Source organism: Rhodothermales bacterium, from assembly GCA_041391505.1.
Classification (GTDB): domain Bacteria; phylum Bacteroidota; class Rhodothermia; order Rhodothermales; family JAHQVL01; genus JAWKNW01.
This window is the reverse complement of sequence record JAWKNW010000002.1, coordinates 283392-298157: the sequence shown is the minus strand read 5'-3', so window position 1 is coordinate 298157 and position 14766 is coordinate 283392. Positions and strand designations below refer to the sequence as shown.

The following is a 14766-nucleotide window of genomic DNA, read 5'->3' as shown; positions in this document are numbered from 1 at the left end:
CCGGGCTTTCGACACGCCGGCCGGCTGCGCCGCGGCGCAGGTTGACGTGGAGCATGAGCATGCTATGCCTTACCTTCCCGAAGCGCGGGCCGCACCCGGTCGCCACGCAGGCTCATAGACGGACATCCCCCCATGAAACGATCGCTGCTCTGTATGTCGCTTTTCGCCCTCACCGGGGCGGTGCTGGCCCAGGTGCCGGACTGGCCGGACGAAGAGCGCGAGGGGGTGGTCGTCAACTACACCGAGGCGAAGGTGGGCCGCTTCACGCTCCCCGACCCGTTGCGGCTGAACGACGGCCGGCCGGTGACGGACGCCGAGACCTGGTTCGCGCAGCGCCGGCCCGAGATCCTGCGTCTCTTTGAAACGCACCAGTTCGGCAAGGCCCCGGCGGCGCCGGACGGCATCACGTTCGACGTCACCGACGCCGGCACGCCGGCCTTCGACGGCAAGGCGCTGCGTCGCCAGGTGACGGTGTACCTCTCGGGCTCGAAGAACGGGCCGGCGATGGACCTCCTGATCTATCTGCCGGCCGCGGCGCGCGGGCCGGTTCCGCTGCTGCTCCACGTCGGTTTCACCGCCAACAACACCCTCGTCCGCGATCCGGGCGTCAAGCGGGGCGCCATCTGGAACCGCGACGGCGTCCGCGAGCCGGCGCCGGACAGCTCGCGCTTCGGACAGCTGCGTGTCCTGCCCTTTGTCGAGGCCGGGATCGGGGTCGCGACGGTGTATTATGGGGATATCGAGCCGGATTTTGCGGCCGGCCTGCCGCATGGCATCCGGCAGACGTTCCTCCGCCCGGGGGAGCAGCTCGCTCCGGATGCGTGGGGCGCCATCGCGGCCTGGGCGTGGGGACTCAGTCGGGCGATGGATTATGTTGAGACCGACGCCGGCATCGACGCCGAGCGCGTGGCGCTCATCGGGGTCTCCCGTCTGGGCAAAACCGTGTTATGGACCGCGGCGCAGGATCCGCGCTTCGCCGCCGTCATCGCCAGTTGCTCGGGAGAAGGCGGGGCGGCGCTCAGCCGGCGCAACTACGGCGAGACCATCAAGCTCATCACCCTGCCCCAGCGCTTCGGCTACCAATTTGCCGGCAACTACGCCCGGTACGGCGATGACCCCGGCCAGAGCCCGGTCGATGCGCATATGCTCGTGAGCCTCGTCGCTCCCCGCCCGGTCTTGCTGCAGACCGGGACCACCGACAAATGGTCGGACCCCGTCGGTGAGTTCGAGGCCGCGGTGGCGGCGGAACCGGTGTTCGAACTCCTGGGAGAAAAAGGGCTCGGCACGACCACGATGCCGCCGGCGCAGACGCCGATCTTCCACACGATCGGCTATTACATGCACGAAGGCGGGCACGGTACCCAGCCCGACGACTGGGATCAGTACCTGGCGTTTCTACAGCAGCATCTGCTCCGCGACTGACCGACTGCCCCTAGCGCCATTCCCCATTCAACGATTGAGGTGGTCCATGACCCCTTGCACGACGGCATCGTAGTCGTCGCGCAGGATCTCCGTTTGCATGTTGTTGCTGTAGGTGTCGCGAAAGGTCGTGCGCAGGGTGACCGTCACGAGCTGGTCGTGCCGCGTCTTGAAGACCGTCTTGAGGCCGCGGACGGCGGTTTCCTCCGGGGTGGTGCCGCTGAAGAGGAGCTGTTCGAGCGACGCGCCGATCAGGGGCGCTTTGGGAGGACGCAGGTAGTAGTGCGCGAGCGTTTCATCCCGGTCGAAGGCGTCGATGATAAAGCGCGATGCGGGATACGACATCGCCCCGCCCGTGAGTCCGCGAACCGAGATCGTCACCGTGGTCGGCGGGCTGACTTCGTCGATGCGCAGGATATACCGATGGGTGCCGCCGTCGGTATAGGTCGAGTCGACGCTCCACGCGGCGGGATAGGAAAATTCCAGCAGGTCGTCGGCGTAGTGGGACGTTTCATCGACGCGAGCGGATGGAAGCGCCGGCACCACCGTGGCCGACGCCATGAGCGTGCCGCCGTCGTTCTGGTAGTGACGGGATTGGGATAGCGACGCCGCGAGCAAGAGGGCCGGCCCCAGAATAAAAATGGCGCCAGGATGGATGCCTGACGCCATGAGCCGATGCTTGATGAGACGGAGCGCGTGAACGATCTGTGTTGCAAACTGGGATGCTGCCGTAATCATGGTCGAAGGGGATAAAACAGGTGATCATCAATCGAATGGTACTAACCTACTAAAAGGGGCGGGATGGACCTGTAATCCGGGCCGGGAGGCGTCGGTAAGAGGGAGTGATCGGCGTGCGTAGGACGGGCGCAACGGGGGGTGTCAGACGAGGACTACACGGGGTATTCGGGGCGGAATTCGGGCATATTTCGGTGGATTTGTATCCGAATCTGTACCTGTAATCCGTACCCCGGTCTATGGAGAATCGCTCGGAAGCGGGGTAAGCTGGATACACGATGGCCCGGCGCCGGCACGAATTCGACGCGTCGGGTCTTTTTATAGATCTAGACCAGAACAATCCTATGCGACCCTATACATTGTCCAGCAGCTCCCTCAATCATACCAAGGTCCGCAACACCGCCGGCGAGCACCTCGGTGAAGTCAAAGATTTCATGGTGGACCTCAATACCGGCCGTATCGCCTATGCCGTGCTGTCGTTCGGCGGCTTTCTGGGCATCGGCGACAAGCTGTTCGCCATTCCCTGGGCGGCGATGAAGGTGAATACCGAGGATGAAGTCTTCGTCCTGGATGTCGACAAGAAGCGGCTCGAAAAAGCCCCGGGTTTTGACGAGAACAACTGGCCGAGTTCGGCCGACGCCCGCTTCCTGGATACCATCTACGCCTTCTACCGCACGGAGCCCTACTGGCAGTCGTAACGGCTCCTGTCTCCCTGGTACCCTCTATCACGCAACGGTCTTCCGGGCGCCGATGGCCTTCCACCTCGCTGGATCGCCATCGGCCCGCCGGAGGGCCCAGACACACCCTATCATGACATTCCAACGGATTACGTACGCATCCCGGGTGCCGACCATCCTGTCCCTGGTGGTCTGCCTTCTCGCTTCCGGCTGCGCCCGACTCAGCAACACCGAGAAAGGCGCCGCTGTAGGCGCCGGCGCCGGCACGGTGGTCGGCGGCGCGATCGGCAAGGCAGCCGGCAGCACCGCCAAAGGCGCCATTCTGGGCGCCATCGTGGGCGGGACGGCCGGCGCGGTGATCGGTCAGCAGATGGACCGGCAGGCGGCCGAGCTCGAACAGGAACTCGAAGATGCCGAGGTGCAGCGCATCGGCGAAGGCATCGTCGTCACGTTCGACTCCGGCATCCTGTTCGATTTCGACTCGGCCGGCTTGCGCGAAGAGGCTCGGTCCAACCTGCGCGAACTGGCCCAGAGCCTGGATGAATACGACAACACCGACGTGCTCATCGTCGGCCATACCGATGCCGTCGGCGACGCGTCCTACAACCTCGCGCTCTCCGAGCGGCGGGCCGCGTCGGCCGCGCAGTATCTCGCCACGCTGGGCATTCCTGTAAATCGCGTCGAGACCTCGGCGCGCGGCGAGGCCGAGCCCATCGCATCCAACGATACGGACTACGGTCGGCAGCAGAATCGCCGCGTCGAGGTGGCCATCTACGCCGACGAAGCCTACCGCGAAGAGATCGCGGAGAGCCGCTAACCCTCCCTTTTCACAGACGAGCAACGCATCATGAAAACACTTCCTTATATGGCGGTGATAGCCTGTGTCCTGGCCTTCACCCCGCAGGACGCCCGGGCGCAGTTCAGCCTGGGGTTTCAGGGGGGATATAATGTCGACACCTTCAGCGACGAGGGGGTCGGGACCGGCGCCTACTACCTGGGCGGGCAGGCCCAATTCGGCCTTTCCAACAACCGGATCGTCCTCACGCCCAGCGTGAACTACTATTTCACGGGCATCAACGACGTGAACGCGCTGCAGATGAACGCCGACGTGCTGTTTCCCTTCAGCGCCGGCGCGCGGGGTAATGCCGTCTTTACGCCGTATGCCGGACTCGGACTCGGTATCACCCGGGTGATGCTCAATGTCGATACGCCCTTGCTCGGCAACGTGATCGAGGCCGATCGCACGGATTACGGCCTGAACCTGATCGGCGGCGCTTCGTTCGGCGCGGGCCCCATTTCGCCCTTTGTCCAGGCGCGGGTCACGTTCGGGGATCATCTCGCCTTCGCCAACGACGACGGTGAAGGCGGCCCGGGCTACATGTTTTCCGCCGGTCTTCTCTTTCGAGTAGGTCAGTAGTGAATCGCCCCCCGGTTTTTCACCTGCCTGCTCGATTCCACGCGCCCGGCCCGAATCATGGGCAAGGGGCCGGGCGCGTGGTCCTGCTGTACGCCTGAATCCATACCCGCCATGCAGCCTGCCAACGCCTTAACCCGCCTCAGCCTGATCCTGTCCAACGAACCGCGCCTGCTGCGCGAGTTGCTGGGCGCGGGTCTGAGCGCGCTGGATGGGGTGACGGTGGTTGCGGAAACGCCCATGTTGTGCCATCTGCCGGGTCTGGCCCGAACGCACCATCCGCAATGGATCGTGCTCTCGCTGGATGAAAACGGCTGTCTGCCCCCGATCACGGACGCCATCGTCGCGATGGACCCCGATGTCGGCATTCTCGCCATCGCGGCGGACGGGCAGTGCATCCGCTGCGTCCAGAACGGTCGGGTCCGGGAAACATCCACGTGGCGTGGATTCGTCCAGCTGATCCGGGAGCCGCCGGCATCGGATGGACCCGCTTCCACGCCGCATCTCACGCCCTGATAACCAGAACCCCCATAACCATGTTACGTCTTGCCTTTGTTGCCCTCATCGTCGCCCTCATCGCCGGCATTCTCGGCTTCGGCGGCATCGCCGGCGCCGCCATGGGTGTCGCCAAGTTCGCCTTCTTCGTGTTCATCGTCATCGCCGTCCTCCTGTTCGTCATCGGGAAGCGGGTGGTTACCTGATTCATTCGCGCCATGCCGGGGCGGACGCCTGTCCGCCCCGGGCAACGCGCCTGGTATCCCATCAAAAAAATTCGTATTTCTGCGTGACGCCATCGACCCCATCACCTGGCTACCGTCACACGCAGATCTAAAATGGGTATGAGTACCAAGGGCCAACCCGCCGACGAGGGAGCACCGGCATCCTGGGAATTCGCCGGCTGGGGGAAAGCAGAACGCATCCTGGATCTCAAGCCCGGTCCGACTCAGGTCCGGCACCTCGACCAGGAAGAAAAGCACATGCTGGGGACGTGGCGTTCCACGGCGATCTGCGGCAACGACATCAGCTCCAGTGTGCTCTATGTATCGGCCCTTTGCGCGGCGCAGGCCGGCGCGCTGGCGCCGGTGGTGCTGGTGATCGTGGCCGTTGTGCTGTATTTCTACCGCAGGGTCTACGCGGAAGTCGGCAGCGCGCTGCCGCTCAACGGGGGCACCTACACGGTGCTGCTGAACACGACCAACAAGCAGCTGGCCGCCGGGGCGGCGTGCCTCACGCTGCTCTCGTACATCGCTACCGCGGTGATCAGCGCCAACGAGGCGATGCATTACGCCCACAACATGTTCGCGGGGCTCAACATCATCTCGGCCACGGTAGCGCTGCTGGGTATCTTCGCGGTGCTCAATATCCTGGGCATCACGGAATCGGCCGTAGTGGCGCTCGGCATCTTCATCGTTCACCTCGTCACTCTCACGGTGCTCTCCGTCACCGCCACCATCGCGGTCGTGGAGGATCCGTCGATGCTGTTCGCCAACTGGACGATGCCCGACCCGTCCGGTATCGGGCATGCGCTGTTTTTCGGGTTCGCGGCCGCGATGCTGGGGATCAGCGGCTTCGAAAGCTCGGCCAATTTCATCGAAGAGCAGCAGTCGGGCGTCTTTCCCAAAACGCTGCGCAACATGTGGCTGGTGGTGGCCATCTTCAACCCCCTCATCAGCCTGCTCTCGCTGGGCCTGCTGCCGCTGGCCACCATCCGGGAAGTCCCGCCCGACCTGCTGGCCGACATGGGCGCGCGCTCGGCCGGCGACTGGCTCCGGCTCGGGGTGAGCATGGATGCCGTGCTGGTGCTGTCGGGCGCGGTGCTGACGAGTTATGTGGGCGTGACGGGCCTCGTGCGCCGGATGAGCCTGGACCGATGTCTCCCGCAGTTCCTGTTGCGCGAGAACACCTGGCGAAAGACCAATCACTGGATCATCCTGAGCTTTTTCGGACTGTGTACCTCGATTCTGTTTGTGACGGGGGGCAAGATCGAGACGCTCGCCGGCGTCTACACGCTTTCGTTCCTGAGCGTGATGGCCCTCTTCGCGATCGGCAACATGCTGCTCAAACGGTCCCGCGGCCGGCTGCCCCGGGAGGTCCGCGCCAGCTGGCCGACGGTAACGCTCGCGCTCATCGCCGTGCTGATCGGGCTGGTGGGCAACATCGTCCTGGATCCCCGCAACGTGGAGATCTTCGTGGTCTACTTCATGGTCGCGGCGGCCATCGTCGGCGTCATGTTTCTGCGCATCCAGCTTCTGCGGCTCGGCCTGGTCGTTTCCCGGTCGCTCGTGGAGTGGGTGAACAAGGTCAATGAGTGGATACGGGAGAGCGTCACGGGCAAGATCAACGACATCAACAGCCGGGCCGTGGTTTACTTTACAAAAAACGACGACGCCGCGGCGCTGAACCGGGTGGCCCTGTACGTGCTGAAGAACGAACAGACGTCGCGCCTGCAGGTGGTGCACCTGTACGACGACGAAGAGGACATCCCGTCCGACCTCGCCCGGTCGCTGCGCACCGTCGATCACCTCTATCCCCAGCTCCGCATCGACTTCCTGGCCGTGAAAGGGACCTTCGGCCCCGAGACCATCGAACAACTCTCGCAGCGTCTGGACGTCCCGAAAAACTACATGTTCATCAGCACGCCCGGCGACCATTTCCCCTACCGCATCGAGAAGCTGGGCGGCGTTCGGGTGATCCTTTGAGGTTCGAGGTTTGAGGCTCACGGTTCAAGGCAGCTGGTTTACCTTGAACCTTGAGCCTCAAACCTCGACCCTTCAATGCGTGAGCGCCCACATGATGAAGTTGATGGCCATCTGGAAGCTCACGGTCGAGGCTTCGCCGAGGTGCCGGCCCGGCCATTCCCAGCCGTCGCCGATGTCCTGGTTGTAGCAGATGACCACCATCAGCCGGCCGTTGTCGTCGAAGATGCCGTAGTATTCGTCGTCGTCGTAATCCAGCCAGCCGACTTCCCCGCGCATCTTTGTCGATAACGCGGCCAGCGGGTCGATATCGTAGAAGATCGACCAGATCGGGTGATCGTTGGGGAGCAGGACCGGCTCGCGCTCGGGGTAGACCTGCTTCATGTTCATGTACATGTTCTCCCACTGGGGGCCTTTCTGGCCGTCTCCGAAGTCGTGGAAGTCGTCGATGATCAGAAAGCCGCCGCGGTCGAGGTATTCGCGCAGGCCGGCCACCTCCTCCTCGTCGATGTACCAGTATCCGGGCTCCGTGATGTAGAGGACCGGGTAGTCGAGGATGGCTTTGTCCTTGAGCGTGAAGACGAGCGGGTCGCCGCCGAGCGGGATCTGCGTGGTGCGCTCGATGGCCTGGTGGAGGTTGAGATCGGCCGTGGGGTAGTCCGTCGCCCAGATGCCCATGCCCCGCCGGCCCCATCCGCGCCGGCCGTTGCCGTTGCTCTCGTACTTCACGCGGACGAACTGAAAGGCGACGTCGGGCGACTGCGCCTGCACGGTTTCCGGAGGCGGGGCGACGAGCAGTATCGCCAGGATCGGGATGAGTGCGGCGAGCCGGGGCATCGGGTGCGTCCAGATGGGCATACCCGGGCGGATCCTCGATCTGGCGAGGAGCCACCCGGGTACACGATGTTCATGAGAGGCGCGCCGCCTGCCTAATTCGCCTGCGCCAGATTGGCGCCGGCGTAGATGACGCGCCAGATTTTGCCTTTCATCGAGTCGGCGATATACACCGTTCCGTCGGGGCCCTGTGCGAGGCCCATCGGCCGGTACGCCGCTTCGCCGGGATTGCCGATCATCTCCTTGCCGGAGAACCCGTCGGCGAAAATCTCCCAGTCGCCGGCCACGTTGCCGTTGTCCATCGGCACGAACGCCACCAGATAGCCCTTCTGACCGCGGGGGTCGAACCGGTTCCACGAGCCGTGGAACGCGATCAGCGCGCCGTTGCGGTACCGGGCGGGATACTGGTCGCCCTCGATGAAGATCAGGTCGTTCGGGGCGTAGTGCCCCGGGAACGCGACCAGCGGGTTTTGATACGACTCGCAACCCTCCGTGGAGGTCCCGTCGCCGCCATATTCGGGGCCCCGGACGCGCCGGCCCTGGATCTGGTCGTAGTAGCAGAACGGCCATCCCAGGTTGGTGCCGTCGTTGACCTTGTAGAATTCCTCCGCCGGCAGATCGGCGCTCTGTTCGGCCGTGAAGAGATCGGGGAAGAGGCGCGCCAGGTCGTCCCGGCCATGCTGGGTGGCGTAGATCGACTTCGTGGCCGGGTCCCAGGCCAGGCCCATGGCGTTTCGGATGCCGGTTGCGAAGCGGTAGCCGTCGGCCTCCTGGGTTTGTCCGAGGCGTTCCGCGTCGAAGCGCCAGATGCCGGCCTGCCGCTCGAGCTGCGGGCAGGGATCCTGACCGGGCGAGCCCGGCGTCCGCATCTGCACCTGGCAGGCGTTGGACGGGGCGCCGATCGTCACGTAGAGGTGGCCGGCTTCGTCGAATGCGAACGGTTTCGAGGCGTGCTGATTCTGGGCGATGAAACCGCGGACGACCGTCTCGTAGGGGGCGGACGGGACGAGTTCGCCGGCGCCGAGCGGATACCGCACGATCGTGGTATCGGTCGAATAATACAGATAGCCGTTGTGGAAGGCGACATCCGTTCCTTTCGTGGAGCCGAAGCGGGCGAACACATCGGCGCGTCCGTCGCCCGTCGTGTCACGCAACGCCACGATCCCGACCTGGTCGTCCGAGCGTCCCTGGAGCGCGATGTAGATATCGCCGTTGTCACGCACGGCGAGGTGCCGCGCGTTGCCGACGCTGTCCGCCACGACGAGCGCGCAGAATCCTTCGGCCAGCATGATGTCGCCGTTGTCCGCGTCGCAATCATAGGCCTCGGCGACGGCGCGCCAGGCGCTGGCTTCGGGCATGGACGAATCGCTCGAGCAGCCCGCCAGGGCGAGAAGCAGGATGAACGTTGCGGCGGTAGTGCGCATCGTAAGCATACGTGTCTGGGGTTGGTGGTTGATCCCGTAGGATGCAAGAAGAAACCGGTTAACCGGGCACCTGGAACCTGAATCCACAAACGCAAAAATCATTCAAAAGCCCTGCGTTTGTCGCTCCAACATAAGAAATAGTCGGTCGAGGTTCCATCTCAAGCCGTTTCGATCTAAGTTCGTCCGGCGCTGTCCTGCGGGGCGAGGGTTCCGTGCAGGGCATGATGGCGCTACCTGCATACACCCGAACGAGTGCGTACCATGCCCGCGTCGCGCATTTATTTTCTGACTGCGCTCGCGCTCGTCGCCTTCGCCGGCAATTCGATTCTCTGCCGGCTTGCGTTAGGCGCGCAACGGATCGACCCGCTCAGCTTCACCACGCTCCGCCTCGCGTCGGGCGCGTTCGTTCTGGCGACACTGTGCTCGCTCCGGGATCGCCGTGTGACGGCAGGGGGCGGCGACTGGCGGTCGGCCGGGGCGCTCTTCCTGTATGCGCTGCCGTTCTCGATGGCCTACACCCGGCTCCAGACGGGCACCGGGGCGCTGATCCTTTTCGCGGCCGTGCAGGTCACCATGCTGGCGGCCGCGCTGCGGGAAGGGGAACGGTTTGTCCCGGCGCAGTGGGTCGGGATGCTGGCGGCGGCGGCCGGACTGCTGTACCTGCTCGCCCCGGGCGGCGCGCCGCCGTCGTGGGCCGGCGCGCTGACGATGGGGGTCGCGGGCGTGGCCTGGGGATGGTATACGCTGCTAGGGCGTGGCGCCGGCGAGCCGCTGAGCCGCACCGCGGGCAATTTCATCCGGGCGACGCCGCTGATGGCGGTCGTCATGCTGGCCGGGTGGGGACGCGCGGAGGTGACACCCGCGGGCGCCGGCTGGGCGATCGCTTCGGGCGCGCTGACGTCGGGGATCGGGTACGCGATCTGGTATGCCGCGCTGCCCGGACTCAAGACATCGAGCGCTGCCGCCGTGCAGCTCGCCGTGCCGGCCCTCGCGGCCGCCGGCGGCATCCTGCTGCTCGGCGAACCGCTCACGCTTCGCTTCGTGGTCGCGAGCGCCCTGACGCTTGGCGGCATCGCGCTCGTCCTCCGCCTTCGGTGATCCGATGCCGGGCTACTCCCGCTCGGCGACGATCGGGTTTTCGGACAGGACCGTCGCGATCGCCTCTTCGGCATTGATCTGGAGACCGACCTTGCCGGAGTCGGACAGCTTCGTCCCGGTGTCCTTCAGGATCGCGTACGCCGCGTCGGGCGTGAGGTCGGGGTCGAGCGCCCGCATGACGCCCAGGAGGCCGGAGACGAGCGGTGTCGCCATCGACGTGCCGCTCTTGGGCTGGTAGCCGTTACCCGGCACGAGCGATACGATGTCGACCCCCGGCGCCGCGATGGGGCGCGTCAGGCTGGTGTTGGTGTTGGAGAACGACGCCTTGCGGCCCTGCGAATCGGTGGCGGAGACGGTGATCACGCCTTCGATGTTCGACGGCATGTGGAATTTCGCGTCCTGATTCGAGTTGCCGGCGGCGGCGACGACGATCACATTCCGCTTCAGCGCGTAGCGGATCGCGTCGGCCACGACTTTCGGGGGGATGGGCGAGTAGCCGCCGAGCGACATCGAGAGCACGTCCGCCCCGTCGTCCGTCGCGTCGATGATGGACTGCGCGATGGACTCGAGCGATCCGAGGCCGTCGGCGCCGAGGGCGTTGTAGCCGGAGACGTCGACATACGCGCCGTTCCAGTTCAGCGAGGCCATGCCCAGTTCGTTGTTGGTGACGGCGCCGGCGATGCCCGCGCAGTGCGTCCCGTGCCCGTGTTTATCGGTATTCCCCGGGCTGTTGACGAAGATGCCGGCGATGTCCTCATGCTTCGCGTCCACCCCCGTGTCGAGGATGGCGACATGCGCCTTGCGAACGGGCTTCGCGTGGCTCAGCATCTCGTGGGCGGCGTTGGCGTTGATCGCGTCCATCGCCCACTGGCGCTCGATCAGCGGATCGTTCGCGAAGATCGGCCGGCGTGTTTTGCGCTGCACCTCGGGCCATTCGCCTTCCGGCGGGGCCAGGCTCACCGTGGCGTTCCAGTAGACGGCGTCCACATTTTCTTCGTCGCGCAGGAGGTAGTCGATGATCTTCTTGAGCATCTCCCAGGAGCCCTTGAGAAGGTAGACCTGCGAGAGATCCGCATCTTCGTCGAGCGAAACGGTCGGGAACGCGCGTTCGGCCGTGACGCCATAGGTGTCGAGCAGCGGCTGGATCTCTTCGATGCGGTCGTCCGGCCCCAATTCGACGAGTACGCCCTGCGCATCGGCCGGCGCGGCGCCGCTCGCTTCCCCGGCGCCAACCAGGCGGCCTGTGAGGAAGAGCATCCCGGCCAGTGCCAGCGCGAAGAGGCCGATCGTGAAGAAGGGCTTGGCCTTGCCGCGACGGACGAGGAGCACGCCGGCGCCCATCCACATGCCGATCCCGAGATCCGTGAACGCGCCCGAGAGGGTCATGAAAAGGCCGGCGGGCGAAAAGAGACGCAGAAGCCCCATCGCGCCGATACAGGACAGCCCGATGATTACCGTCCACGGGTTTTTATTCTGGCGCTTGCTCGCGTCCCAGGCGAGAAGGAGGCATCCCAGGACGGCAAAGATCGTCGGCGTGGATAACGAAACGTTGAACATGGCGGATCAGAAGCTGAGTCGAGGATGCCAGGCCGTGGCTGAAACATCGTTCGGGTTGCCCCGGAGCCTGCAGCGCGCCTCCAACACGGGGTTGGGTCCTGAATGGCGTTCAGGAGACGGTTCTGCGGACCGATTTTTCAGATGGAGCCTAGACGCGATGTATCGTAAGCACGCGAACAGGTTGTCCCCACATGCGGAAGGAGATGGCCTGGACGGGTTCGACCTCGGCTTCGACGCGCGTCTGATTGCGCTGGAGGGAGACGGGGATCCCTTCGATCGGTTCGTACTGCACCTGATCGTCAGTTACGATGCCCCAGAATCCGCCCTCGATGTCCTGATAGACGACGTTGCCCGTGATTTTCATGGACCGGCCTTCGCGTGGTGATAAACGGTAGATGCCACGCTTACGGCCGGCGGGGCGGCCAGGTTGCAGCCGCCCCGCGGGTGGGTCATCCGACGCGCAGGTAGTCGATCATGCGCGCCCGGGACAGCTTGAAGAGGTACTGGAGGACATTGCGGTGGTGGATCTGGTAGGCCTCGCGGGACAGGTCCGGCATGTAGCTGCGCAGCGCGTCGTACTGGGACCGGGCCGGCGAGGCGTCGCTCAGGAACGTGGCGGCGAGCAGTTTCTTCACCGTGCGGAAGTACGTATCGAACAGGTCGAGGCTCATTTTGCCGCGGTAGACGTACGTGGAGACCATCGACGTCTGCACCTCGGTGGTGGCCGACTGGATGGCCTCCTCGACATCGTTTTCACCGTACACCGGCGACTCGCTCGTTTCGAACTCGTGGGCTTCCAGCCGGGCGAAGGCGCCGCGCAGCACCTGGGCGAAGGCGCTCAGCGGATACGCGTTCGAGTAATGCGGATGGGCCTCTACGAACGTGCGGAACGCGGAGACGGCTTCGTAGGTGTTGCCGGCCGGCCGGAGGGCGCTCATCATGTGCACCTCGAGGATCTCGGGCGGCGCCGACGGCTTCATGTCCGGCTCGCTCCCGTTCGCCACGACCCACGTGTTCTCCCGGTGGCGGATCAACGCCAGGCCGGCGTCTTTCTTGACGCCTTCCTTGATGTTGCGGATGATCTTGGACAGGTTGGGGTCTTCTTCCCGGTAGCTGCGGAAGAGGTTCTCGTGCACCTTGCTGAAGCAGAGCCGGCGGAGCGTGATATGCAGGTCCATCGCCGACATCCGGCGCCAGGGCATGCTGGCGAAATATTTTTCGAGGACGACGAAGCGGCCGGCGTCGTCACGCTGAAACAGCTCCGCGATGCAGTCCATCGCCAGATCCTCGGCCTGGAGCCCGAAGGCGCCGTCTTGCAGGCTGCCGCTGCGCAGCCGGTGCTTCAGATACGCATGCGCGAAATGATAGCAGCGCTGGACGAGTTCGTTTACGGCGGCGCGGTCCGGATGGGAGGACTGCAGGATGGCCTCGAGCGTGGCATTGAGCGGTAGGTTGTACACGGTGATGCGGATGGATGGGTTCTAGATGACGCACCGATCGCCCCTCGCAGGACGTCGTGTTAACCATCACTGCGAGGAAAGCCGGCAGAACCCGACAGGTCAGTCCAAAATGAAATGGGCACCGTGAAAAATGATGCCGGGGGAGGATCAACGGTGAATCGCCTCCCTATGCCTTTGCCCTGGTAAACGGGCGTTATGGGCCTGGTGCTACGATCCGATGCGGGATGCGGGATACAAGATGCAGGATACAAGATGCAGGATGCAGGATGCAGGATGTTTACCGGAAAACCGTGTCGTCGATCGGTGATCTCGCATCCCGGTATCCTCCTCTATCCCGCATCTTGCATCCCGTATCCCACATCTAGCATTCCTCCAATTATTTTAAAACGACCTGTCGGGTTTACCCAAGCTACTGCGCATATCCCTCTGAGCAACCCCTACGAAGTCGCTATCGCTCGGGTCCTTGCTACTCCTGGCGTACCAGGAGAAATACCCATGCAGGACCCTGGCGTCGGTCGCCCAGTAGCAGCCACGTGTTGCCTGATTGCCGTACGCTATATGCAGAGTTGGAGAGGAGCAGACCCTTTTGCGTGTGAATCGGACCTTTTGGTACGGTCTGATGATTGCACACACTCGCACGCGAAGGCTCGTCGATTCACCTCCCGGGGAACGCCAGGGGCTTGTGCCCCTGGCGCCTACCTCTCGACCCATGCACCCACAACACCCAAGGCCATGAAAAAAGAACAAGACGTGACGCAAGTCCTCATAGCGGCAAGCCAGGGGAATTCGCGGGCGTCCGAACAGCTGTGGTCTATCGTCTATAACGAACTGCGAAGGATCGCGCATCGCCAGTTGATGGGCGAGCGGGATCGCCGGTTGCTCTCGACCACAGGTCTCGTCCACGAAGCCTACCTGCGGCTGGTGGACGACATTCAGATCTCCTGGCAGGATCGTTCCCACTTTTTCGGCATCGCCTCCCGCGTCATGCGCCGCGTCATCGTCGACAACGCCCGCCGGCACTGCGCCCAGAAGCGCGGTGGCGGGCTGATGGACGAGTCGTTCGACGAGGAACGCTTCCTGCCCGACGACCGGATGCAGGAGGTGCTCGACCTCGACGACGCGCTCTCGCGCCTCACCGAGCTCAACGCGCGCTGGAGTCAGGTCGTCGAATGCCGCTACTTCGGCGGCCTCACCGAGGAGGAAACCGCCGAAGCCCTGGGCGTCTCCGTCCGCACCGTCGAGCGCGACTGGGTCAAGGCGCGCGCGTGGCTCTACAACCATATGACGGTGCCGGTGGAGGGCTGACCCGGGGGATCCCGAGCACAAGGTAGACGCACGGTGTACACCGTGCGAGCGAGGCCGCACAGGGGGCTTGAGGCCGGCGGACAACCCGTCCCGGCCTCGCCTTCTTCTGCGTGCCCTTTTCGATCTTCGCTCTTCCTTTCCTATCTT

Annotated in this window: 15 protein-coding genes; 9 read left to right on the top strand and 6 right to left on the bottom strand. The window is 64.3% G+C overall.

Features of this window, described 5'->3' with window-relative positions:
• The first annotated feature begins 132 nt into the window (after positions 1-132).
• Positions 133-1422 carry a hypothetical protein gene (locus R2834_03245; protein ID MEZ4699322.1) on the top strand — a complete coding sequence of 430 codons (1290 nt, stop codon included), beginning with the start codon at positions 133-135 and terminating at the stop codon, positions 1420-1422.
• A 27-nt stretch (positions 1423-1449) separates the two neighbouring features.
• Here R2834_03245 and R2834_03240 read toward each other — a convergent pair whose 3' ends face one another.
• Entirely contained in the window at positions 1450-2157 is a 708-nt protein-coding gene (locus R2834_03240; protein ID MEZ4699321.1) for a hypothetical protein, read from the bottom strand.
• Positions 2158-2498: 341 nt separating this feature from the next.
• Here R2834_03240 and R2834_03235 point away from each other — a divergent pair, with 341 nt between their 5' ends.
• From R2834_03235 to R2834_03210, 6 genes are all read left to right on the top strand, one after another.
• Positions 2499-2852, top strand: a complete 354-nt coding sequence (locus R2834_03235; protein ID MEZ4699320.1) for a PRC-barrel domain-containing protein — start codon at positions 2499-2501, stop codon at positions 2850-2852.
• Between the two features lie 112 nt (positions 2853-2964).
• Entirely contained in the window at positions 2965-3648 is a 684-nt protein-coding gene (locus tag R2834_03230) for an OmpA family protein (GenBank protein ID MEZ4699319.1), read from the top strand.
• Positions 3649-3678: 30 nt separating this feature from the next.
• Positions 3679-4248, top strand: a complete 570-nt coding sequence (locus tag R2834_03225) for a hypothetical protein (GenBank protein ID MEZ4699318.1) — start codon at positions 3679-3681, stop codon at positions 4246-4248.
• A 111-nt stretch (positions 4249-4359) separates the two neighbouring features.
• Complete coding sequence (locus tag R2834_03220; protein MEZ4699317.1) at positions 4360-4761, top strand: hypothetical protein; 402 nt, start codon at positions 4360-4362, stop codon at positions 4759-4761.
• 20 nt (positions 4762-4781) lie between these two features.
• Complete coding sequence (locus R2834_03215) at positions 4782-4946, top strand: DUF1328 domain-containing protein (GenBank protein ID MEZ4699316.1); 165 nt, start codon at positions 4782-4784, stop codon at positions 4944-4946.
• Between the two features lie 138 nt (positions 4947-5084).
• Complete coding sequence (locus R2834_03210; GenBank protein ID MEZ4699315.1) at positions 5085-6944, top strand: APC family permease; 1860 nt, start codon at positions 5085-5087, stop codon at positions 6942-6944.
• 72 nt (positions 6945-7016) lie between these two features.
• On the opposite strand, the gene R2834_03205 is transcribed toward R2834_03210, so the two are convergent.
• Both R2834_03205 and R2834_03200 read right to left on the bottom strand, forming a co-directional pair.
• Entirely contained in the window at positions 7017-7799 is a 783-nt protein-coding gene (locus R2834_03205; protein MEZ4699314.1) for a DUF4159 domain-containing protein, read from the bottom strand.
• 71 nt (positions 7800-7870) lie between these two features.
• Entirely contained in the window at positions 7871-9208 is a 1338-nt protein-coding gene (locus R2834_03200) for a PQQ-dependent sugar dehydrogenase (protein MEZ4699313.1), read from the bottom strand.
• Between the two features lie 252 nt (positions 9209-9460).
• On the opposite strand from R2834_03200, the gene R2834_03195 reads away from it, so the two are divergent.
• Entirely contained in the window at positions 9461-10297 is an 837-nt protein-coding gene (locus R2834_03195) for a DMT family transporter (protein ID MEZ4699312.1), read from the top strand.
• A 12-nt stretch (positions 10298-10309) separates the two neighbouring features.
• Here R2834_03195 and R2834_03190 read toward each other — a convergent pair whose 3' ends face one another.
• The 3 genes from R2834_03190 to R2834_03180 all read right to left on the bottom strand — a co-directional run bounded on the left by R2834_03190 (position 10310) and on the right by R2834_03180 (position 13314).
• Entirely contained in the window at positions 10310-11854 is a 1545-nt protein-coding gene (locus R2834_03190) for a S8 family serine peptidase (protein ID MEZ4699311.1), read from the bottom strand.
• A 148-nt stretch (positions 11855-12002) separates the two neighbouring features.
• Positions 12003-12218: a hypothetical protein gene (locus R2834_03185; GenBank protein MEZ4699310.1), complete on the bottom strand. Its 216-nt coding sequence runs from the start codon at positions 12216-12218 to the stop codon at positions 12003-12005.
• A gap of 85 nt (positions 12219-12303) precedes the next feature.
• Positions 12304-13314 carry a hypothetical protein gene (locus R2834_03180; GenBank protein ID MEZ4699309.1) on the bottom strand — a complete coding sequence of 337 codons (1011 nt, stop codon included), beginning with the start codon at positions 13312-13314 and terminating at the stop codon, positions 12304-12306.
• Between the two features lie 732 nt (positions 13315-14046).
• Between R2834_03180 and R2834_03175 the strand changes: the two genes are divergently transcribed.
• The gene (locus tag R2834_03175; protein MEZ4699308.1) at positions 14047-14619 is read left to right on the top strand and encodes a sigma-70 family RNA polymerase sigma factor; all 573 of its coding nucleotides are present in this window, start codon (positions 14047-14049) and stop codon (positions 14617-14619) included.
• Positions 14620-14766 lie beyond the last annotated feature (147 nt).